The organism is Variovorax sp. V35 (genome assembly GCF_041154465.1).
In the GTDB taxonomy this organism is placed as follows: Bacteria; Pseudomonadota; Gammaproteobacteria; order Burkholderiales; family Burkholderiaceae_C; genus Variovorax; species Variovorax boronicumulans.
This window is the reverse complement of sequence record NZ_AP028666.1, coordinates 5,750,519-5,768,609: the sequence shown is the minus strand read 5'-3', so window position 1 is coordinate 5,768,609 and position 18,091 is coordinate 5,750,519. Positions and strand designations below refer to the sequence as shown.

Annotated in this window: 18 protein-coding genes and 2 pseudogenes; 9 read left to right on the top strand and 11 right to left on the bottom strand. The window is 68.6% G+C overall.

What is annotated here, in order from left to right; translation table 11 throughout:
- The first annotated feature begins 59 nt into the window (after positions 1–59).
- Positions 60–1,244: a fatty acid desaturase gene (locus ACAM42_RS26520; RefSeq protein ID WP_369629914.1), complete on the top strand. Its 1,185-nt coding sequence runs from the start codon at positions 60–62 to the stop codon at positions 1,242–1,244.
- Between the two features lie 21 nt (positions 1,245–1,265).
- Here ACAM42_RS26520 and ACAM42_RS26515 read toward each other — a convergent pair whose 3' ends face one another.
- Positions 1,266–1,790, bottom strand: coding sequence for an OsmC family protein (locus tag ACAM42_RS26515; RefSeq protein ID WP_369629913.1), 525 nt, complete (start codon positions 1,788–1,790; stop codon positions 1,266–1,268).
- 119 nt (positions 1,791–1,909) lie between these two features.
- Positions 1,910–2,422 (bottom strand): universal stress protein, encoded by a 513-nt coding sequence (locus ACAM42_RS26510; protein WP_307587113.1) that lies wholly within the window; start codon positions 2,420–2,422, stop codon positions 1,910–1,912.
- Positions 2,423–2,568: 146 nt separating this feature from the next.
- On the opposite strand from ACAM42_RS26510, the gene ACAM42_RS26505 reads away from it, so the two are divergent.
- The 4 genes and pseudogenes from ACAM42_RS26505 to ACAM42_RS26490 all read left to right on the top strand — a co-directional run bounded on the left by ACAM42_RS26505 (position 2,569) and on the right by ACAM42_RS26490 (position 4,777).
- On the top strand, positions 2,569–3,156 hold the full coding sequence (locus tag ACAM42_RS26505) for a hemerythrin domain-containing protein (RefSeq protein ID WP_369629912.1): 588 nt from the start codon (positions 2,569–2,571) through the stop codon (positions 3,154–3,156).
- Positions 3,157–3,220: 64 nt separating this feature from the next.
- Positions 3,221–3,784 (top strand): annotated as a pseudogene (locus ACAM42_RS26500) (HD family hydrolase); the annotation flags it as partial.
- A 24-nt stretch (positions 3,785–3,808) separates the two neighbouring features.
- Entirely contained in the window at positions 3,809–4,306 is a 498-nt protein-coding gene (locus ACAM42_RS26495; RefSeq protein ID WP_369632805.1) for a GNAT family N-acetyltransferase, read from the top strand.
- A 42-nt stretch (positions 4,307–4,348) separates the two neighbouring features.
- On the top strand, positions 4,349–4,777 hold the full coding sequence (locus ACAM42_RS26490; RefSeq protein ID WP_062479965.1) for a hypothetical protein: 429 nt from the start codon (positions 4,349–4,351) through the stop codon (positions 4,775–4,777).
- Between the two features lie 38 nt (positions 4,778–4,815).
- Here ACAM42_RS26490 and ACAM42_RS26485 read toward each other — a convergent pair whose 3' ends face one another.
- The 4 genes from ACAM42_RS26485 to ACAM42_RS26470 all read right to left on the bottom strand — a co-directional run bounded on the left by ACAM42_RS26485 (position 4,816) and on the right by ACAM42_RS26470 (position 7,162).
- On the bottom strand, positions 4,816–5,262 hold the full coding sequence (locus tag ACAM42_RS26485; RefSeq protein ID WP_062479963.1) for a universal stress protein: 447 nt from the start codon (positions 5,260–5,262) through the stop codon (positions 4,816–4,818).
- Between the two features lie 103 nt (positions 5,263–5,365).
- Entirely contained in the window at positions 5,366–5,911 is a 546-nt protein-coding gene (locus ACAM42_RS26480; RefSeq protein WP_062479961.1) for an Rrf2 family transcriptional regulator, read from the bottom strand.
- 35 nt (positions 5,912–5,946) lie between these two features.
- Positions 5,947–6,645: a Bax inhibitor-1/YccA family protein gene (locus tag ACAM42_RS26475; RefSeq protein WP_062479959.1), complete on the bottom strand. Its 699-nt coding sequence runs from the start codon at positions 6,643–6,645 to the stop codon at positions 5,947–5,949.
- 181 nt (positions 6,646–6,826) lie between these two features.
- Positions 6,827–7,162, bottom strand: a complete 336-nt coding sequence (locus ACAM42_RS26470; RefSeq protein WP_062479977.1) for a hypothetical protein — start codon at positions 7,160–7,162, stop codon at positions 6,827–6,829.
- A 244-nt stretch (positions 7,163–7,406) separates the two neighbouring features.
- Between ACAM42_RS26470 and ycaC the strand changes: the two genes are divergently transcribed.
- The 4 genes and pseudogenes from ycaC (at position 7,407) to ACAM42_RS26450 (ending at position 10,737) form a co-directional block, all read left to right on the top strand.
- The gene (ycaC, locus tag ACAM42_RS26465) at positions 7,407–8,033 is read left to right on the top strand and encodes an isochorismate family cysteine hydrolase YcaC (protein WP_062479957.1); all 627 of its coding nucleotides are present in this window, start codon (positions 7,407–7,409) and stop codon (positions 8,031–8,033) included.
- Between the two features lie 7 nt (positions 8,034–8,040).
- Complete coding sequence (locus ACAM42_RS26460) at positions 8,041–8,730, top strand: isochorismatase family protein (RefSeq protein WP_369629911.1); 690 nt, start codon at positions 8,041–8,043, stop codon at positions 8,728–8,730.
- A gap of 95 nt (positions 8,731–8,825) precedes the next feature.
- Positions 8,826–9,251: pseudogene (locus ACAM42_RS26455) on the top strand (NADPH-dependent FMN reductase); the annotation flags it as partial.
- A 268-nt stretch (positions 9,252–9,519) separates the two neighbouring features.
- The gene (locus ACAM42_RS26450; protein WP_070062107.1) at positions 9,520–10,737 is read left to right on the top strand and encodes an acyl-CoA dehydrogenase family protein; all 1,218 of its coding nucleotides are present in this window, start codon (positions 9,520–9,522) and stop codon (positions 10,735–10,737) included.
- A gap of 34 nt (positions 10,738–10,771) precedes the next feature.
- Here the strand turns inward: ACAM42_RS26450 and ACAM42_RS26445 are convergent, their stop codons facing one another.
- The 5 genes from ACAM42_RS26445 to ACAM42_RS26425 form a co-directional block, all read right to left on the bottom strand.
- Positions 10,772–12,028 carry a Zn-dependent hydrolase gene (locus tag ACAM42_RS26445; protein ID WP_369629910.1) on the bottom strand — a complete coding sequence of 419 codons (1,257 nt, stop codon included), beginning with the start codon at positions 12,026–12,028 and terminating at the stop codon, positions 10,772–10,774.
- Positions 12,029–12,046: 18 nt separating this feature from the next.
- On the bottom strand, positions 12,047–13,486 hold the full coding sequence (gene hydA, locus ACAM42_RS26440) for a dihydropyrimidinase (RefSeq protein WP_369629909.1): 1,440 nt from the start codon (positions 13,484–13,486) through the stop codon (positions 12,047–12,049).
- Positions 13,487–13,512: 26 nt separating this feature from the next.
- A complete protein-coding gene (locus ACAM42_RS26435; protein WP_369629908.1) occupies positions 13,513–15,018 on the bottom strand; it encodes an NCS1 family nucleobase:cation symporter-1 in 1,506 nt (501 codons plus the stop codon).
- 128 nt (positions 15,019–15,146) lie between these two features.
- Positions 15,147–16,457 carry an NAD-dependent dihydropyrimidine dehydrogenase subunit PreA gene (gene preA / locus ACAM42_RS26430; RefSeq protein WP_369629907.1) on the bottom strand — a complete coding sequence of 437 codons (1,311 nt, stop codon included), beginning with the start codon at positions 16,455–16,457 and terminating at the stop codon, positions 15,147–15,149.
- Positions 16,458–16,527: 70 nt separating this feature from the next.
- On the bottom strand, positions 16,528–17,886 hold the full coding sequence (locus ACAM42_RS26425; RefSeq protein WP_369632804.1) for an NAD(P)-dependent oxidoreductase: 1,359 nt from the start codon (positions 17,884–17,886) through the stop codon (positions 16,528–16,530).
- Positions 17,887–18,091: the final 205 nt, after the last annotated feature.

Sequence of the window (18,091 nt, the reverse complement as noted above, 5' to 3'; positions counted from 1 at the left end):
GGGCGGAGCGCTTCCGAGAATCGCGCCCGTTGTCCACAGGGTCCAGAAGGTACGAACGAATGGCATCTTTTTTTTTCTCGGGCGCGCTCGACCTCCCATGGTGGGGCGTGCTGCTGGCCGCACTGGCGCTGACGCACGTCACCATCGCCTCGGTCACCATCTTCCTGCATCGCCACCAGGCGCACCGCGCGCTCGACCTGCATCCCATTGCCAGCCACTTCTTCCGCTTCTGGCTCTGGATGACCACGGGCATGGTCACCAAGCAGTGGGCCGCGGTGCACCGCAAGCACCACGCCAAGTGCGACACGCCCGACGACCCGCACAGCCCGCAGGTGGTGGGCCTGAAGCGCGTGCTCTGGGGCGGCGTGCTGCTGTACGTGGCCGAGGCGCGCAACCCCGAGACGCTCAGCCGCTACGGCCACGGCACGCCCGACGACTGGCTCGAGCGCCGGCTGTACACGCGCTACCAGACGCTGGGCATCACCTGCATGGGCCTGATCGACATGGCGTTGTTCGGCGTGCTGCCGGGCGCGCTGGTGCTGCTCGTGCAGATCGCGTGGATTCCGTTCTGGGCCGCCGGCGTGGTCAACGGCATCGGCCACTTCTGGGGCTACCGCAACTGGCCCGCGGCGGACGCGAGCACGAACATCTTTCCCATCGGCCTGCTGATCGGCGGCGAGGAGCTGCACAACAACCACCACGCGTTCCCGACCTCGGCCAAGCTGTCGAACAAGTGGTTCGAGTTCGACATCGGCTGGGTCTACATCCGCGCGTTGCAGGCGCTGGGGCTGGCGAAGGTGAAGCACCTGGCGCCGAAGCCGCGCCTCACCACGCCGCGCGCCACCGTCGACCTGCTCACGGTGCAGGCGGTGATCCGGCACCACTACGACGTGCTGTCGAACTACTCGCGCTCGCTGAAGCAGGCCTGCACCGAGGAGCTGGCGCGGGTGCATGCGCTCGCGCCGAACAAGGCCCGTGCCTTGCGCGCCGCGCGGCCCTGGCTCGGCAAGGAAGAGAAGGCACTCGACGCCACGCGCCATGCGCAGCTCACGCAAGCGCTGGTGGCTTCGCAGGCACTGGAAACGATGTACGCGATGCGGCGCGAACTGACGGCGCTGTGGAGCCGCTCGGGCGCCACGGGCGAACAGCTCGTGAAGCGGCTGCAGGACTGGTGCGAGCGCGCCGAAGCCAGTGGCATCGCGCCGCTGGCGGCCTTTGCGGTGCGGCTGCGTTCCTACGCCTGAGGACGGTCTTCGGCGGTGCCGTCAGGCCGGACCGACCTGCACCGTCACCTCGAGCGGCACGGCCCGGCGCAGCGCGCTGCCCACCGGGGAGTGGGCCTCGGCCCAGTGCACCAGGTCGCGCAACGCCTGTTCCGGCACGCCCTCCGCGGCGATCCGCACCGCGACGTGCATGCGGCTGGGGCCGGCGGGCACGGAGGCCGGCTCGCCGAGCAGGCCGCGGCTGTCCGACTGGCTGCCGACGACCACTTCGAGGGTCGTCAATGCGATGCCGAGCTGCGCGGCCCGCATGGCGATCACAGTCGTCTCGCAACTGGCCAGGGCGGCGCGCATGAACCAGCCGGGCGATGGCGCTTCAGCCTTGCCTCCGATGGCCTTCGGCATGTCGGTCGCGATGGATTCCCCGGTGGGCCCGGTCACGCGAAAGTGCAGGCCCGACACCAGCGTGGCCGTGGCCGGCTTGTCCTGGGTCAGGGCGTCCTGGGGATGCGCCGCGAAGTGGCTCGCGAGGGTGTCCATGGACTGCCGGATGTGCTGGGGTGAGCTCATGGCGCTGCTCCTTGAAACGGGGAACGGGCGGGCGGCTCTTGCGCGAAAGAAGCCGCGAGCGGAGCAGGCCATTCTGGGCGCGGTGCCGGGCCCCGTCAAACCGGCGACGGGTGGCCGGCCTACTGGTTCGCGACCTGCCCGTCCGGCAGGCTGAAGCGCTCGGACTCCACCTTCGCCGCGGCTTCGGGCGCGCGGATCAGCAGCACCGGCACGGGCGCCACCCGCAGGATGTGTTCCGCGCTGCTGCCCATGGCCCAGCGGCTCAGGCCGCGCCGCCCGTGCGTGCCGAGCACGATCAGGTCGGCCTTCGAATCGACGGCTTCGGTCACCACCTGGTCGTGGACCGCGCCGGCCTTGAAGCCGTCGCGCAGCACGACCTCGGCCTCGACGCCCGCTTCCTGCGCCTGGGCGCGGGCCTTCTCGAGCAGCGTCACGGCGTTGGCGCGCAGCGCCCCGAGCCAGTCGCCCGAATGGCCGACGTAGACGTCCATGCCGAGCGCGAACGAGAGCTCATCGAGGATGTGGACGATGCGCAGGCGGCCACCGGTGAGCTTTGCCAGGCGGATGGCTTCGGCCAGGCCTTCGGCGGAGGTGGAACTGCCGTCGACGGGAACCAGGATGCGTTGGTACATGGTGTGGAACCTCCAGGGTGCGGTGATGAGAAAGAGGAGATGCCGTGCCAGTCTGTGCCTGGCTGCATGCACGGGCCTTGATCTGGAACAAGCCTGGGCCGCGTCGGACTTGCGACCCTTGGGGCCTTCGAAAGAAGGAGACCCTCATGACCCATGCCGCCGTCCGGATCATTCGCCAGGAGCACGCCGCGCTGGCGGCCATGCTGCGTTCCATCGTGATGCTGCTCGACCAGCACCGCCGCAAGGGCACGATGCCCGACTTCGCGACGCTGCGCGCGATGCTGTTCTACGTGGACGAGTTTCCCGAGAAGCGCCACCACCCGAAGGAGACCGAGCTGCTCTTTCCCCGGCTGCGCGCCTGCACGCCGATCTCGCGCGACCTGATGGACAAGCTCGACAACGACCATGCCTGGGGCGAGCGCAAGATCCGCCACGTCGAGCACGCGCTGCTCGCCTTCGAGATGCTCGGCGAGCCGCGCCGCCTGGCCTTCGAGCAGGCGATGAACGAGTACGTGAGCTTCTACCTGGACCACATGGCGCACGAGGAGCGCGAGATCCTGCCGCTGGCCGAGCGCGTGCTCAGCGCCGACGACTGGCGCGAGCTCGACGCGGCCTTCGGCGAGAACCGCGACCTGTTCTCCAGCCACCCCGCGCCCGACGAGGTGTATGCGTCGCTCTTCACGCGCATCGTCAACGTGGTGCCCGCACCGATCGGGCTGGGGCCAGCGCTGTAACAACGGTGTGCCTGCGGATCGCTTAGGCTCGGCCTGACACATTCAGGACGAACGAGACCGCGAGATGGACATCGATCAGATCAAGGGAAGGCTGGACTTCCTTCGCGAGGCCGAGCGCCTCAAGAGCGTGCTGCGCAGCGCGCACACCGCTTCGGGCCGCACCGAGAGCACGGCCGAGCACAGCTGGCGCCTGTGCCTCATGGCCATGGCCTTCGAGGACGAGCTGGCCGACCTCGACCTGCTCAAGGTGCTGAAGATGTGCGTGGTGCACGACCTGGGCGAGGCGATCCATGGCGACATTCCCGCCATCGAACAGGCCGCGCACCCCGACAAGAGCGCGCAGGAGCGCGAAGACCTGCAGCTGCTCACGCGCACGCTCGACGCGCCGCTGCGCGCGGGCATCCTGGCACTGTGGGACGAGTACGAGAAAGCCGAGACGCCCGAAGCGCAGGCGGTCAAGGCGCTCGACAAGCTCGAGACGCTGCTGCAGCACAACCAGGGCGCGAACCCGCCGGACTTCGACTACGAATTCAATCTCGGCTACGGCCAGAAGCACACCGGCAGCCGGCCGCTGTTCCGCGCCATGCGGGCGTTGGTGGATGCCGACACGCAGAAGAAGGTGGAGGCTGCGCGACGGGCGGAGTCGGGGCCGGTGGTTCGCCCCGAGCAACCGGGCGACGAGGCCGCGATCCGGCAACTGACGGTGGCGGCCTTTGCCGGCGCGGCGCATGCCGACGGGACCGAGCACCTCATCGTCGACGCCCTGCGCGCGGCCGGCCAGCTCACGCTGTCGCTCGTGGTCGAAGACGGTGGCGAGATCGTCGGCCACGTCGCGGTGTCGCCGGTGGCAGTTTCCGACGGCACGGCCGGCTGGCATGGCCTGGGGCCGATCTCGGTGGCGCCTGCGCGCCAGGGGCAGGGCATCGGCCGGCTGCTGATGGACGCGGCGCTGGCGGGCCTGCGCGACGCCGGCGCGCAGGGCTGCGTGCTGCTGGGCGACCCGGCCTTCTATGGCCGCTTCGGCTTCGTCGTGCGGCCCGGGCTGGTGCTGCCGGGCGTGCCGCCGGAATACTTTCAGGCCGTGTCGTTCCACGGCGCGTGGCCGGTTGGCGAGGTGCAGTACCACGCAGCGTTCGGCGTCGGTGCCTGACGCACGGACCGGGGGCGCAAGGCGTTCATAATCGCCCCCGTCATGCCTGCCCGCCACCTGCCTTCGGACACTGCCCATGCGCCGCGCGTGAAGCGCGCGCAGACCTCGGTGTCCGCGCGTTCCGCGACCCCCGAACCACCCCGCCGCCGCATCCATGACGGTGGTGCGTCCCGCAGCCTTGCGGGCTTCACCGCGATGGAGAGCAGCGCACCGGCCCGCGCGCCGTCTGCGGCGCGACCGCGCAACTGGCGCACGACCCTGCTGGGTGTGGCGCTCGGGCTGGTGATCGCGATGCTGTTGCTCATGAAGTGGCTGCTCGACTACCAGGTCGATGCCGCGCAGGCGCGCCACGCGCAGGAAGCCCAGGCGCGCACGCAGGCCGCGCGCTGCTTCGGCCGCGATGCCGGGCCGTCGTGCCCGCCGGCCGGTCGCACGGTCGTCGAGACCGTCGAGTCCGCAGCGACGAGATAACCCCGCGCACCGCGTGCGCGGTGCCTCATTCGTTCAGTTCAGCGCAGCACCAGCACCGGAATGTGCGAGTGCGTCAGCACGTGCAGCGTCTCGCTGCCGAGCAGCAGCCGGGCCAGGCTGCGGCGCCCGTGCGAGGCCATCACGATCAGGTCGCAGTCCTGGTTCTTGGCAGCGTGGATGATGGCTTCGGCCACCTGGTTCGACTTCATGACCACCGCGTCGGCGCGGCGCACGCCCTTGGCCAGGGCGGTGTCGCGCACCGCATCGGCCACGCGCTGGGCCGCCTGCTCGACGTGTTTCTGGTTGGCTTCGAAGTCCGTCTGGTTCAGCAGCATCGAGCCTTCGAAATAGCCATAGGGCTGGATGTGCGCGACGTTGACGCTCACCAGCTCGGCGCCGGTCAGCAACGCGAGATCGATGGCCGCGGCCACCGCCTTGTCCGACAGCGAAGAGCCGTCGGTTGCGACGAGAACACGCTTGTACATGGCAGGCTCCTTGGCCCCCGGCACCGCGGGTGCCCTCACTGCCCAGTCTAGGTCGCGCGGCCCGGTCTTTCAAGGCGCGGCGCAGCGGCCGCGCCGATCGCCGTCAGCTGCTCGTGCTGTGGCGCCGTCCCAGTGCGAACACCGAGTTCGGCGCGTCGACCACGAAGGGCTTGCGCACCGGCGAGCCAACGACGGCCGTGGTGCGGCGGGCGGCCGCGCTGGTGGCGGGCTGCACGCCCTTGGCCTTCTGTTCGTCGACCAGGCTCTGCAGCGAGATCGAGCGCAGGAACTCGACGGCGCGCAGGTTCACGGAGGCCCACAGGTCGTCGATCTCGCAGCGGCCGGGTTCGTCGGCCGAGCCGGCGGCGCGCGGGCGGATCTTGCTGGCGCCCAGGTCTTCGATGGTGAGCACGATGTCGGCCACCGTGATCTCCGCGGCCTTGCGGCTGAGCGAGTAGCCGCCGCCGGGGCCGCGGGTGGATTCGACCAGCCCGTTGCGGCGCAGCTTGGCGAACAGCAGTTCCAGGTACGAGAGCGAGACCTGCTGGCGCAGGCTGATCGAGGCCAGCGTGACGGGGCCCGAGCGGCCGTGCAGGGCGATGTCGATCATCGCGGTGACCGCGAAGCGGCCCTTGGTGGTGAGGCGCATGGTGCTTCCTTCCTTGCTTGTCGTTCTGTGTGCGCTTACTCGTCGCGGCCGCCGGCGATGCCCAGCAGGGCCAGCAGCGACTGGAACACGTTGTAGAGGCTCAGGTACACGCCCAGCGTGGCCGAGATGTAGTTGGTCTCGAGGCCGTCCTTCACGCGCTTCAGGTCGTGCAGGATGAAGGCCGAGAAGATGCCGATGGCGGCGACCGACAGCGTCATCATCAGCGCGCTCGACTGGATGAAGACGTTGGCAATGCCCACCACCAGCAGGCCGATGGCGCCCACGAAGAGCCATTTGCCCATGGCCGAGATGTCGCGCTTGATGACCGTCGAGAGCATGGCCATGCCCAGGAAGATGCCGCCGGTGCCGGCGAAGGCGGTCATGACCAGGCTGGCGCCGTTGGACAGGCCGAGCACGCTGCCGACCAGGCGTGACAGCATCAGACCCATGAAGAAGGTGAAGGCCAGCAGCACGGGCACGCCGGCGGCGGAGTTCTTGGTCTTCTCGATGGCGTACATGAAGCCGAAGGCGCCGCCGAGGAACACCATGATGCCGATGCCCGGCGACATGGCACGCGTGAGGCCGGTGGCCACGCCGAGCCAGGCACCCAGCACGGTGGGCACCATCGACAGCGCGAGCAGCCAGTAGGTGTTGCGCAGAACGCGGTTGCGTTCCTGGACCGAGGCCAACGGTGCGCCGAAGCTGGAGGGGTAGGCCGATTGGCTGGAGTTCATCGAAAAATCCTGAAAAAAGAGAGAGGGCCGGACGGGTCGCATGACACGTGCGGCGGGGCCGTCAGACGGCTGAAAAAGAAGGGGCAGGGGCGTCGCGCGAAAAGGGCGACGGGCCGGATCGGATGAGCGCAAACGCCCGGACTGCAACAGTCCTCAGGCGTTCGCTCGCCGCCGCGCGGCCTCAGGCGGCGAGGAGGGCGTGGGGCCGGGGTGGCCGCTTGGGCCGGTCGAGCAGCGGCGAGAGCACCGAGGTGGAGCCCAGCCGCGGCGGTTGCGCGGAGAGCACCAGCAGGTTGCGCGCGTGGGGACGGGCGTCGACCAGTTCGGCGTGCTCGGAGCCGGCTTCGTCCATGGCGGACGGGTCTTCGGACGACGTCTTGCCGATGTCCTTGTCACCGCCATCGGCCAGCGAGGCGGCGAGCGTCGCGACGGTCTGGCGTTCGCCGGACGACGACGTCACATGGTGGCCGCCGACCAGCCCGTGCGCGAGCACGGCGAAGCCGTAGCAGGACAGCATGAAAGCGAGGACGGTAGCGGCAAACCAGCGGGACATGTAGGGGTATTTTACCCGCCGCCACGGATCGGCTCCGGCAGGCGCGAATTCATCCGACCACGGCGCACGGGTGTTGCCATCGTCCATCGGGTGGAACGCTGCAGGCAAATTTCGCCGACTACCGGACTTTCGGGTGCGCTTTTACGCTGACGGACATGCATCGGGGGCCATTTTTCCCCGGCATTCAACCTCGCAAAGGAAGCCTCTCATGTCCAAGCCTTACACCCGTCTCGACAAGAACGATGTCGCCGTGCTGCTGGTCGACCACCAGACCGGCCTGCTCTCGCTGGTGCGCGACATCGACCCCGACAAGTTCAAGAACAACGTGCTGGCCCTGGCCGACATCGCCAGCTACTTCAAGCTGCCCACGGTGCTGACCACCAGCTTCGAGAACGGCCCCAACGGCCCGCTGGTGCCCGAGCTGAAGGCCCAGTTTCCCGACGCGCCCTACATTCCGCGCCCCGGCCAGATCAACGCCTGGGACAACGAGGACTTCGTCAAGGCCGTGAAGGCCACGGGCAAGAAGCAGCTCCTGATCGCCGGCGTGGTCACCGAGGTCTGCGTGGCCTTTCCGGCGCTGTCGGCGCTGGCCGAGGGCTTCGACGTGTTCGTCGTCACCGATGCGTCGGGCACCTTCAACGACGTGACGCGCCAGGCCGCATGGGACCGCATGTCGGCCGCCGGCGCGCAGCTGATGTCGTGGTTCGGCGTGGCCTGCGAGCTGCACCGCGACTGGCGCAACGACATCGAGGGGCTGGGCACGCTGTTCTCCAACCACATCCCCGACTACCGCAACCTCATCACCAGCTACACCCAGCTGACCCAAGGAAAGTGAGCACCCCATGACCACACCGAACACCGTCGCCAACTTCAACGGCGCCAAGCCCGTCATCGACCCCGACGACGCCGTGATGCTGCTCATCGACCACCAGAGCGGGCTGTTCCAGACCGTGAAGGACATGCCGATGACCGAGCTGCGTTCCAACGTCACCACGCTGGCCAAGGTCGCGACGCTGGCGAAGATTCCCGTCATCACCACCGCCTCGGTGCCGCAGGGGCCGAACGGGCCGCTGATTCCCGAAGTGCACAAGTACGCGCCGCATGCGCAGTACGTGGCGCGCAAGGGCGAGATCAACGCCTGGGACAACCCCGAGTTCGTGGCCGCCGTGAAGGCCACCGGGCGCGGCACGCTGATCATCGCGGGCACCATCACCAGCGTGTGCATGGCCTTCCCGAGCATCGCGGCGGTGCACGAGGGCTACCGCGTGTTCGCGGTGATCGACGCCTCGGGCACCTACTCGAAGATGGCGCAGGAGATCACGCTGGCGCGCGTGGTGCAGGCCGGCGTGGTGCCGATCGACACCGCGGGCGTGTGCTCCGAAGTGCAGAAGACCTGGCACCGCGACGACGCCGCGCAATGGGCCGAGGCCTACAGCGCCGTGTTCCCGCCCTACCAGCTGCTGATCGAGAGCTACATGAAGGCGCAGGACGTCGTGACGAACAGCGAGCAGCTGGATTCGCAGCGCGCCTGACCCTCTCGATGCGACACTGACGACCGCCGCGCCGCACGCCCTTCGCGTGCGGCGCGGCTTTCCTTCTTCTTTCAACGCACGGCAAGGAGCCCCGCATGGACAGTCCCCGCATCCTGATCATTCCCGGCAGCGCCCGCGACGGCTCGCTCAACCGCCGGCTGGCGGCCGTGGCCGCGGCCACCGCGCGCGCGGCGGGCCTGCAGGTGACGGAGATGGACCTGCGCGCGCTGGCGCTGCCCGTGTACGACGGCGACCTCGAGGCCGCCTCGGGCGTGCCGGCCGGCGCGCACGAACTGCGCAGCGCCATCTCGGCGAGCGACGGTGTGCTGATCGTCACGCCCGAGTACAACGGCTTTCCCACGCCGTTGGTCATCAACGCCTTCAGCTGGCTCTCGCGCATTCCGCCCGGCGAGGGCCACGCGGGCGGCCTGGCCGCCACGGCCAACAAGCCGGCCGCGCTGTTGTCGGCCTCGCCCGGGCCGCTGGGCGCACTGCGCTCGATGAACTTCCTGCGCCAGTACCTGCAGATGGCCTTCGCCATGCTGGTGGCGCCGCAGCAGTTCGCGCTCGGGCGCGCGAACGAGGCCTTCGATGCCGACGGCGCGTTGAAGGACGCGCGCGCTGCGCAGTCGGTGCAGAAGGTGGTGGCGGCGCTGGCCGCGCTCGCGACGGCGTTGCCCACGCCACGCTGGCCCGCGCAGGGCGGCGTTCGTGCTGTCGCGCGAACGACCGTCCCGATCCGCATCGCGACGTATCTTCGACCGCACATTGGAAGAAGGACGAGACGACATGCAATTCGAATTCACGCCCCGGGTGCTCGCGCTGCGCGCCGAGCTGCTCAAGTTCATGGACGAGCACGTCTACCCGAACGAGAAGCGCCGCGAGGAAGAGCTGGCCGCCAACGCCCGTGCCGGCCGGCCCTACGCCGAGCTGCCGATGATGGCCGGCCTCAAGGCCAAGGCGCGCGAGCGCGGCCTGTGGAACCTGTTCCTGCCCGAGTCGGAACACGGCCCGGGCCTGAGCAATGTCGAGTACGCGCCGCTGTGCGAGATCATGGGTCGGCGCTACTGGTGCGCGGAAATCTTCAACTGCTCCGCACCCGACACCGGCAACATGGAAGTGCTGGCGCGCTACGGCACGAAGGCACAGCAGGAACGCTGGCTCACGCCGCTGCTGGCCGGCGAGATCCGCTCGTCGTTCGCCATGACCGAGCCCGAGGTGGCTTCGAGCGACGCCACCAACATCCGCTGCAGCATCCGCCGCGAGGGCGACGAGTACGTCATCAACGGGCGCAAGTGGTACATCACCGGCGCCATGAACGAGCGCTGCGAGATCTTCGTGCTGATGGGCAAGACCGACCCCGACAACGCCGACCGCCACAAGCAGCAGTCGATGGTGCTCGTGCCCAAGAACACGCCCGGCATCACCATCGTGCGCGACATGCAGCTGCTGGGCATGTACGACCCGCCCTTCGGCCATCCCGAGATCGTGTTCGACAACGTGCGCGTGCCGGTCGAGAACATCCTGCTGGGCGAGGGTCGCGGCTTCGAGATCGCGCAGGGCCGCCTCGGCCCCGGCCGCATCCACCACTGCATGCGCGCCATCGGCATGGCCGAAGCCGCGCTGGAGATGATGTGCCAGCGCCTCGTGTCGCGCGTGGCCTTCCACAAGCCGCTGTCGGAGCAGGGCGTGTGGCGCGAGCGCATTGCCGAGTCGCGCATGCTCATCGAGCAGTCGCGCTGGATGGTGCTGAACGCCGCCTACCGCATGGACACCGTGGGCAACAAGGTCGCCGCGAAAGAGATCGCGATGATCAAGGTGCTCACGCCCAACAACTGCGTGAAGGTGATCGACTGGGCCATGCAGGCCTTCGGCGCGATGGGCCTGAGCCAGGACACGCTGCTCACGCACTTCTACGCCTACGAACGCCACCTGCGCGTGGCCGACGGCCCCGACGAGGTGCACCGCAACGCGATCGCGAAGCAGGAGCTGGCGGCGTACCAGTAACGGCAGCGCCGCCGCCACCGCGAGCGTATGGGCGTCAGTCCACGCGCTTCGCGCGTTCGAGCATCGCGTGCAGCAGGACGTTGCAGCCGGCCGTCAGGTGGTCGGGCTGCGCGTCCTCGATCTCGTTGTGGCTGATGCCGTCCTTGCAGGGCACGAAGATCATGCCGGCCGGTGCCAGCCGCGCCGCATAGATCGCGTCGTGGCCCGCGCCCGACACCACGTCCATGGTCGAGTAGCCGAGCCTTTCAGTCGCGCGGCGCACCGCGTCCACGCAATCGGGATGAAACGGGCAGGGCGGAAAGTACGACACGCGCTCGATCGTCACGCCCAACCCGGTCTCGCGCCCCGTGCGCTCGACGAAGGCGAGGATCTCGCCGTGCATGCGGTCGAGCAGTTCGCCGCTCACGTTGCGCAGGTCGACCGAGAACTTCACCTCGCCCGGAATCACGTTGCGGCTGTTCGGGTGCACCTGCACCATGCCGACCGTGCCGCGCCCGTAGGGTGGGTAGCGCAGCCCGATGGCCACGACCTCCTGCATGATCCGCGTCGCCACCTGCAGCGCATCGCGGCGCAGATGCATCGGCGTGGGGCCCGCATGCGCCTCCATGCCGGTGACGACGCAGTCGTACCAGGAGAGGCCGAGCACCGCCGGCACCACGCCGATGACCTTGTCCGCATCTTCCAGCACCGGCCCCTGCTCGATGTGCGCCTCGAAGTAGGCGCCGATGGGGTGGTCGCCCGGCGTCTGGTCGCCGATGTAGCCGATGTGCGCCAGCTCCTCTTGCACCGTCTTGCCTTCGGTGTCCTTGGCCGCATAGGCGTGTTCCAGGCTGAAGGCGCCGCAGAACACGCCCGAGCCCATCATCACCGGCACGAAGCGCGAGCCTTCCTCATTCGTCCAGAACGCGACTTCGATGGGCGCCTCGGTGCGAATACCCTGGTCGTTCAGCGTGCGCACCACTTCCAGCGCCGACAGCACGCCGTAGTTGCCGTCGAACTTGCCGCCGGTGGGCTGCGTGTCGATGTGGCTGCCCGACACGATGGGCGGTAGCGCGGGGTTGCTGCCTTCGCGGCGCATGAAGACGTTGCCGATCTTGTCGACGGTGATGCTCAGGCCGGCCGCCTTGCCCCACGACACCACGAGGTCGCGGCCCTGCTTGTCGAGGTCGGTCAGCGCCAGCCGCTTGACGCCGCCCTTGGGGGTGGCGCCGATGCGTGCCAGTTCCATCAGCGAGTTCCACAGGCGCTCGCCGTTGATCGTCAGCACCTGCGTGTCCACTGCTGCATTCATGTATGACTCCTTGGGGGTTCAGCGCGCCACGGCCGTGGGCGCGTGCTGCTGCTTGAAACGTTCGAGCGCGGTGAACATCGGCGCGAAGGGCGGGCGCTTGAGGTAGCGGCCGGTGCCCGGCTCGGCGCGCAGGTCGCCGTCGCGCCAGACCCAGCGGCCGGCGCTGACCGTGTGCCTGGGCACGCCCGTCACCTGGCGGCCTTCGAAGATGTTGAAGTCGCTCTTCGAGTGCTGCGTCTTCACCGACAGCGTCTTGGTGGCCTTCGGGTCCCAGACCACGATGTCGGCGTCGGCACCGGGCTGGATCACGCCCTTGCGCGGGTACAGGTTGAACAGCTGAGCCGCGTTGGTCGAGGTGACACGCACGAACTCCGAGGGCGTGAGCCGGCCGGCGTTGACGCCCGCGTCCCACAGCACGGCCATGCGTTCTTCGACGCCGCCGCAGCCGTTGGGAATCTTCGTGAAGTCGTCGCGGCCGGCGGCCTTCTGCTCGGCGCAGAAGGTGCAGTGGTCGGTCGCCGTGGTGTGCAGGTTGCCGCCCTGCAGACCGCGCCACAGCATGGCCTGGTTCTCGCGCGAGCGGAAGGGCGGGCTCATCACGTGGGCGGCGGCGCGCGCGAAGTCGGGGTCGCGGTAGGCGCTCTCGTCGACCACGAGGTGGCCGGCCAGCACTTCGCCGTACACGCGCTGGCCGCGCGCGCGGGCGCGGGTGATGGCGTCGAGCGCTTCGCCGCACGAGACGTGCACCACGTAGATCGGCACGCCCAGCACGTCGGCGATGGCGATGGCGCGGTTGGCCGCCTCGGCCTCGACCATCGGCGGGCGCGACAGCGGATGGCCTTCAGGCCCGCGAATGCCCTGCGCCAGCAACTGCTGTTGAAGCATCGCGACCAGCTCGCCGTTTTCCGCATGCACCGTGGGCATGGCGCCGAGTTCCAGCGAACGCTGGAAGCTCTTCACCAGGATCTCGTCGTCGGCCATGATCGCGTTCTTGTAGGCCATGAAGTGCTTGAAGCTGTTCACGCCATGCTCATGCACCAGCGTGCCCATGTCCTTGTGCACGCTGTCGTTCCACCAGGTCACGGCCACGTGAAAGCTGTAGTCGCCGGCGGATTTTTCGGCCCAGCCCCGCCACATGCGGAAGGCGTCCATCAGCGACTGCTGCGGGTCGGGAATCACGAAGTCGATGATGCTGGTGGTGCCGCCGGCCAGGCCGGCCGCCGTGCCGCTGAAGAAGTCGTCGGCCGCCACCGTGCCCATGAAGGGCAACTGCATGTGGGTGTGCGGGTCGATGCCGCCGGGCATCACGTAGGCGCCGCCGGCGTCGACGACTTCGGCGCCCGCCGGCACCTGCAGGTCGGTGCCGACCTGGAGGATCTTGTCCCCCTGGCAGAGCACGTCGGCACGGTGCTCGGCATCGGCGTTGACCACCGTGCCACCGCGAATGAGAACGGTCATGGCGTGGGTTCCTTTTCTTTCTTGCGTCAGCTGGGGTTCTTGAGGGGCGGGACCAGGCCCTGAAGCTGCGGTGCGCGCGCCTTCATCAGCCCCATGTAGACCACGGCCGACAGCACCACGCCGACGAACCAGGCGTAGGTGTAGATCGTCTTGAAGAACTCGGGCATCGACGGCACGGCCGACGGAAAGGCGGCGTTGAGGAAGCCGGGGATGTTCGGCAGCACGCCGACGATGAAAGCGACGATGGCCGCCATGTTCCAGCCGTTGCCGTAGCTGTACGCGCCGTTCTCGCGGTAGAGCGCATCGACGTCCAGCTCCTTGCGGCGGATGAGGTAGTAGTCGGCAATCAGGATGCCGGCCACCGGCCCCAGCAGCGCCGAGTAGCCGATGAGCCAGGTGAAGATGTAGCCCTGCGTGGTCTCCAACACCTTCCACGGCATCATCACGATGGCGATGCCGGCCGTGATGTAGCCGCCCGTGCGGTACGAGATCTTCTTCGGGTTGAGGGCAGAGAAGTCGTAGGCCGGGCCCACGAGGTTGGCCGCCAGGTTCACGCTCACCGTGTCGATCAGCAGGATGATGAGCGCGAGCAGCACCGCGGCGCCGGTCATGCGGCTGGCCAGGTCGACCGGGTCCCACAGTGCCTTGCCGTAGATGACCACGGTGGCCGAGGTGACCATCACGGCCATCATCGCGAGCAGGCCCATGGGCGCGGGCAGGCCGATCACCTGGCCCACCACCTGGTCGCGCTGCGAGCGCGAGAAGCGTGTGAAGTCGGGGATGTTCAGCGCCAGCGTGGCCCAGAAGCCGACCATGGCCGTGAGCGACGGCCAGAACACGGCCCAGAACATGCCGGCCTTCTTGCCGCCGGCCTCGAACTGCGAAGGCTGGTCGAAGATCGGGCCCAGGCCGCCGGCACGTTGCACGGCCCAGTAGAGCAGCGCGACGCACACGATGATCTTCAGCGGCGCGGTGTAGGTCTCGAGCCGGCGGATCGACTCGATGCCGTGCACCACGAAGTACAGCTGAATGGCCCAGAAGATCAGGAAGCACACGAGCTGCGCGCCGTTGATGCCGAGCATCGGCAGCTTGTCGCCGCCCAGCGGCTGGCCCATGAGTACGCCGACCAGCGTGTAGATCATCTGGCCGCCGAACCAGGTCTGGATGCCGTACCAGCCGCAGGCCACGATGGCGCGCAGCAGGGCAGGCAGCCGCGCCCCGCGCGTGCCGAACGAGGCGCGCGCCATCACCGCATACGGAATGCCGTACTTCGCGCCGGCGTGGCCGATGAGCAGCATCGGCACCAGCACGATGGCGTTGCCGAGGAACACGGTCAGCACCGCCTGCCCCCACGACATGCCGCCTTCGATGAGGCTGGCCGCCAGCATGTAGGCGGGGATGCACATCACCATGCCCACCCAGAGCGCGGCGAAGTGGTACCAGCGCCACGTTCGCTGCGCCAGCGTGGTGGGCGCCAGGTCCTCGTTCCAGAGGTTTGCGGCGGGTGCGCCGCCGTGCTGTGGGGTCGTCATGTGGGTTTTCTCCTGCACGTGTGTCGTGCTTCTGGCCGTGTGGTCGTTCCCCTCCCGCCGCCGCCCGGTCTGCGCCGGGCTTGGTCATTCACTTGCTCACTCACTCACTCGCTTGTTCGATATCCCGTTCAGGCGGGGCTGCCGGTGCGCATCGGGTTGTTGGGGTGCGTGGTCCAGTTGGCGTAGTGGCCGACCACCGGGTGGCCGGTGCGCGCGTCCGTCTCGCCGGCCTTCAGCGTGCGCATCGACAGCGCGCCGGGCACCGGGCAGATCGACACGCACAGGTTGCAGCCCACGCACTCTTCTTCCTTCACTTCGAAGAAGCGCATGCCGTCCTTCGTGGCGCTGATGGCCTGGTGCGAGGTGTCTTCGCACACCACGTGGCAGCGCCCACACTGGATGCACAGGTCCTGGTGAATCACGGCCTTGTCGACGTGGTTCAGGTTGAGCTGCTGCCAGTCGGTGATGCTGCCGACCGCACGGCCGCGCATCTGCTCGAGGTTGGCGTAGCCCTTCTGGTCCATGAAGTTGGAGAGGCCGTCGCACAGGTCCTGCACGATCTTGAAGCCGTAGACCATGGCAGCAGTGCACACCTGCACCGAGCCGCTGCCCAGCGCGATGAACTCGGCCGCATCGCGCCAGGTCGAGACGCCGCCGATGCCCGAGATCGGCAGGCCGGCGGTCTGCGGGTCGCGCGCGATCTCGGCCACCATGTGCAGCGCGATGGGCTTGGCGCCGGGGCCGCAGTAGCCGCCGTGCGAGCCCTTGCCGTCGGTGTGCGGAAACATCGCCATCGCGTCCAGGTCGACGCCCATGATCGAGTTGATGGTGTTGATGAGGCTCACCGCGTCGGCGCCGCCTTTCTTCGCGGCGCGCGCGGCGGGCCGGATGTCGGCCACGTTGGGCGTGAGCTTCACGATCACCGGCAGCTTGGAATAGTGCTTGCACCATTCGGCCACCATCTGGATGTACTCGGGCACCTGGCCTACGGCCGCGCCCATGCCGCGTTCGCTCATGCCGTGCGGGCAGCCGAAGTTCAGCTCGATGCCGTCGCAGCCGGTGTCTTCGACCATCGGCAGGATGTTCTTCCACGCCTCTTCGGTGCACGGCACCATGATCGACGCCACCAGCGCGCGGTCGGGCCAGTTGCGCTTGACGCGCGTCATCTCTTCGAGATTGGTGCGTAGCGGCCGGTCGGAAATCAGCTCGATGTTGTTGAAGCCCGTCACGCGGCGGTCGGCCGCATACGACACGGCGTAGCGCGGGCCGTGCACGTTGACGACGTTCGGGTCTTCGCCCACGGTCTTCCAGACCACGCCGCCCCAGCCGGCCTCGAAGGCGCGGACCACGTTGATCTCCTTGTCGGTCGGTGGCGCCGAGGCCAGCCAGAAGGGGTTGGGGCTGCGGATGCCCACGAAGTCGATGCTCAGGTCTGCCATGTGAATTGCTCCTGTCGCGCCACGGCGCGCTCGGATGAGAGGTGAGAAAGGAAGAGCGGGCGCTGTCGCGTCAGGCGGCGCGCAGGTGGCGGTCGATGGACAGTGCGGCCTGCTTGCCGTCTTCCACCGCCTCGACCGTGAGGTCGCGCCCGCCGAAGCGCGCGTCGCCGCCGGCCCAGACCTTCGGGAGCGAGCTGCGGCATTCCGCATCGGTGCTGATGCGCCCGCCCTGCAGCTGCACGCCGCTGTCTTCCAGCGCGGTCGCGACAAAGCTCTGGCCGATGGCGCACAGCACCATGTCGGCCTGCAGCGCGAGGGCTTCACCCGTTTCGACCAGCTTGCCGTCGACCAGCGCGGTGCGCGCGAAGTCGATGCCGCGCAGCACGCCGCCCTTGGCGCGCAGGGCCTTGGGCGCGGCCCAGTGGATGATGCGCACGCCGTTCTCCTTGGCCCAGCTCTGTTCGTCGACCGAAGCGCCCATGGCTTCCGCGCCGCGCCGGTAGACGATGCTCACGTCTTCCGCGCCGAGCTTGCGCGACTGCACGGCCGCATCCACGGCCGTCATGCCGCCGCCGATCACCACCACATGGCGGCCGATGGCCACGTCGGCCGGTGAGGCCGCCTGGCGCAGTTCGGCGATGAAGTCCACCGCATCGCGCACACCGGTCTGCTCGCCCAGGCCCAGCGTGTTCACGCCCGCCAGGCCCAGGCCCAGGAACACCGCGTCGTAGTCGGCGGCGAGTGCATTCAGGTGCAGGTCGCGGCCCAGTGCCTGGTTGTTGCGTACCTCGATGCCGCCGACCGACAGCAGCCACTCGATCTCGCGTTGGGCGAAGTCGTTCACCGTCTTGTAGCTGGCCAGGCCGTATTCGTTCAGGCCGCCGAGCTTGGGGCGCGCGTCGAACAGCGTCACCTGATGGCCCAGCACCGCGAGGCGGTGGGCGCAGGCCAGGCCGGCCGGGCCCGCGCCGACGACGGCAATGCGCTTGCCCGTGTCGGCCGCGCGCACGAACAGCGGCGCGCCGGGCGCGTCGAAGAAGGCATCGGTGGCGTGGCGCTGCAGCAGTCCGATTTCGACCGGCTTGCTCTCGTTGCTGTTGCGCACGCAGGCCTGCTCGCACAGCACCTCGGTCGGGCAGACGCGGGCGCACATGCCGCCCAGCGGGTTCTCTTCGAGGATGGTGCGTGCCGCGCCGCGCAGGTTGCCGTCGGCGATGCGGCGGATGAAGGTCGGGATGTCGATGCCCGTGGGGCAGGCCGTCTGGCAGGGCGCGTCGAAGCAGTAGTAGCAGCGCTCGGCCTCGATGTTGGCCTGCACCACGTTCAGCGGCGGGTGGGCGTCGCAGAAGTTCTTGGCGTACTGCGCGGGGTCGAGACGGCCGGCGCGCACATCGGAGGCAATGTGCGCGCTGGGCGCGACGGGATTCATCGTGCTGCTCATGGGCTTTCAAGCTCCAGGTCGTGGTGGGGTAACCGTGTGCGACATGAGAGATCGAGCCCTCATGAAGTTTGACCAAGTGGTCGAATGTCGCGATGATTCAGCAAACGAGGGGTGCCGCCCATACACAGTTGGCGCGGCGCACGAGAAAGTGTTTGCCGCTGTCGACCATGCTGTTTGGTGCACTCCCCAGCAC

Bases quoted from the DNA above. Each gene is read 5' to 3' on its own strand.
- ACAM42_RS26520 (WP_369629914.1), top strand. From the start codon at position 60: ATGGCATCTTTTTTTTTCTCGGGCGCGCTCGACCTCCCATGGTGGGGC.
- ACAM42_RS26515 (WP_369629913.1), bottom strand. From the start codon at position 1,790: ATGAGCTCACCCCAGCACATCCGGCAGTCCATGGACACCCTCGCGAGC.
- ACAM42_RS26510 (WP_307587113.1), bottom strand. From the start codon at position 2,422: ATGTACCAACGCATCCTGGTTCCCGTCGACGGCAGTTCCACCTCCGCC.
- ACAM42_RS26505 (WP_369629912.1), top strand. From the start codon at position 2,569: ATGACCCATGCCGCCGTCCGGATCATTCGCCAGGAGCACGCCGCGCTG.
- ACAM42_RS26490 (WP_062479965.1), top strand. From the start codon at position 4,349: ATGCCTGCCCGCCACCTGCCTTCGGACACTGCCCATGCGCCGCGCGTG.
- ACAM42_RS26485 (WP_062479963.1), bottom strand. From the start codon at position 5,262: ATGTACAAGCGTGTTCTCGTCGCAACCGACGGCTCTTCGCTGTCGGAC.
- ACAM42_RS26480 (WP_062479961.1), bottom strand. From the start codon at position 5,911: ATGCGCCTCACCACCAAGGGCCGCTTCGCGGTCACCGCGATGATCGAC.
- ACAM42_RS26475 (WP_062479959.1), bottom strand. From the start codon at position 6,645: ATGAACTCCAGCCAATCGGCCTACCCCTCCAGCTTCGGCGCACCGTTG.
- ACAM42_RS26470 (WP_062479977.1), bottom strand. From the start codon at position 7,162: ATGCTGTCCTGCTACGGCTTCGCCGTGCTCGCGCACGGGCTGGTCGGC.
- ycaC (WP_062479957.1), top strand. From the start codon at position 7,407: ATGTCCAAGCCTTACACCCGTCTCGACAAGAACGATGTCGCCGTGCTG.
- ACAM42_RS26460 (WP_369629911.1), top strand. From the start codon at position 8,041: ATGACCACACCGAACACCGTCGCCAACTTCAACGGCGCCAAGCCCGTC.
- ACAM42_RS26450 (WP_070062107.1), top strand. From the start codon at position 9,520: ATGCAATTCGAATTCACGCCCCGGGTGCTCGCGCTGCGCGCCGAGCTG.
- ACAM42_RS26445 (WP_369629910.1), bottom strand. From the start codon at position 12,028: ATGAATGCAGCAGTGGACACGCAGGTGCTGACGATCAACGGCGAGCGC.
- hydA (WP_369629909.1), bottom strand. From the start codon at position 13,486: ATGACCGTTCTCATTCGCGGTGGCACGGTGGTCAACGCCGATGCCGAG.
- ACAM42_RS26435 (WP_369629908.1), bottom strand. From the start codon at position 15,018: ATGACGACCCCACAGCACGGCGGCGCACCCGCCGCAAACCTCTGGAAC.
- preA (WP_369629907.1), bottom strand. From the start codon at position 16,457: ATGGCAGACCTGAGCATCGACTTCGTGGGCATCCGCAGCCCCAACCCC.
- ACAM42_RS26425 (WP_369632804.1), bottom strand. From the start codon at position 17,886: ATGAATCCCGTCGCGCCCAGCGCGCACATTGCCTCCGATGTGCGCGCC.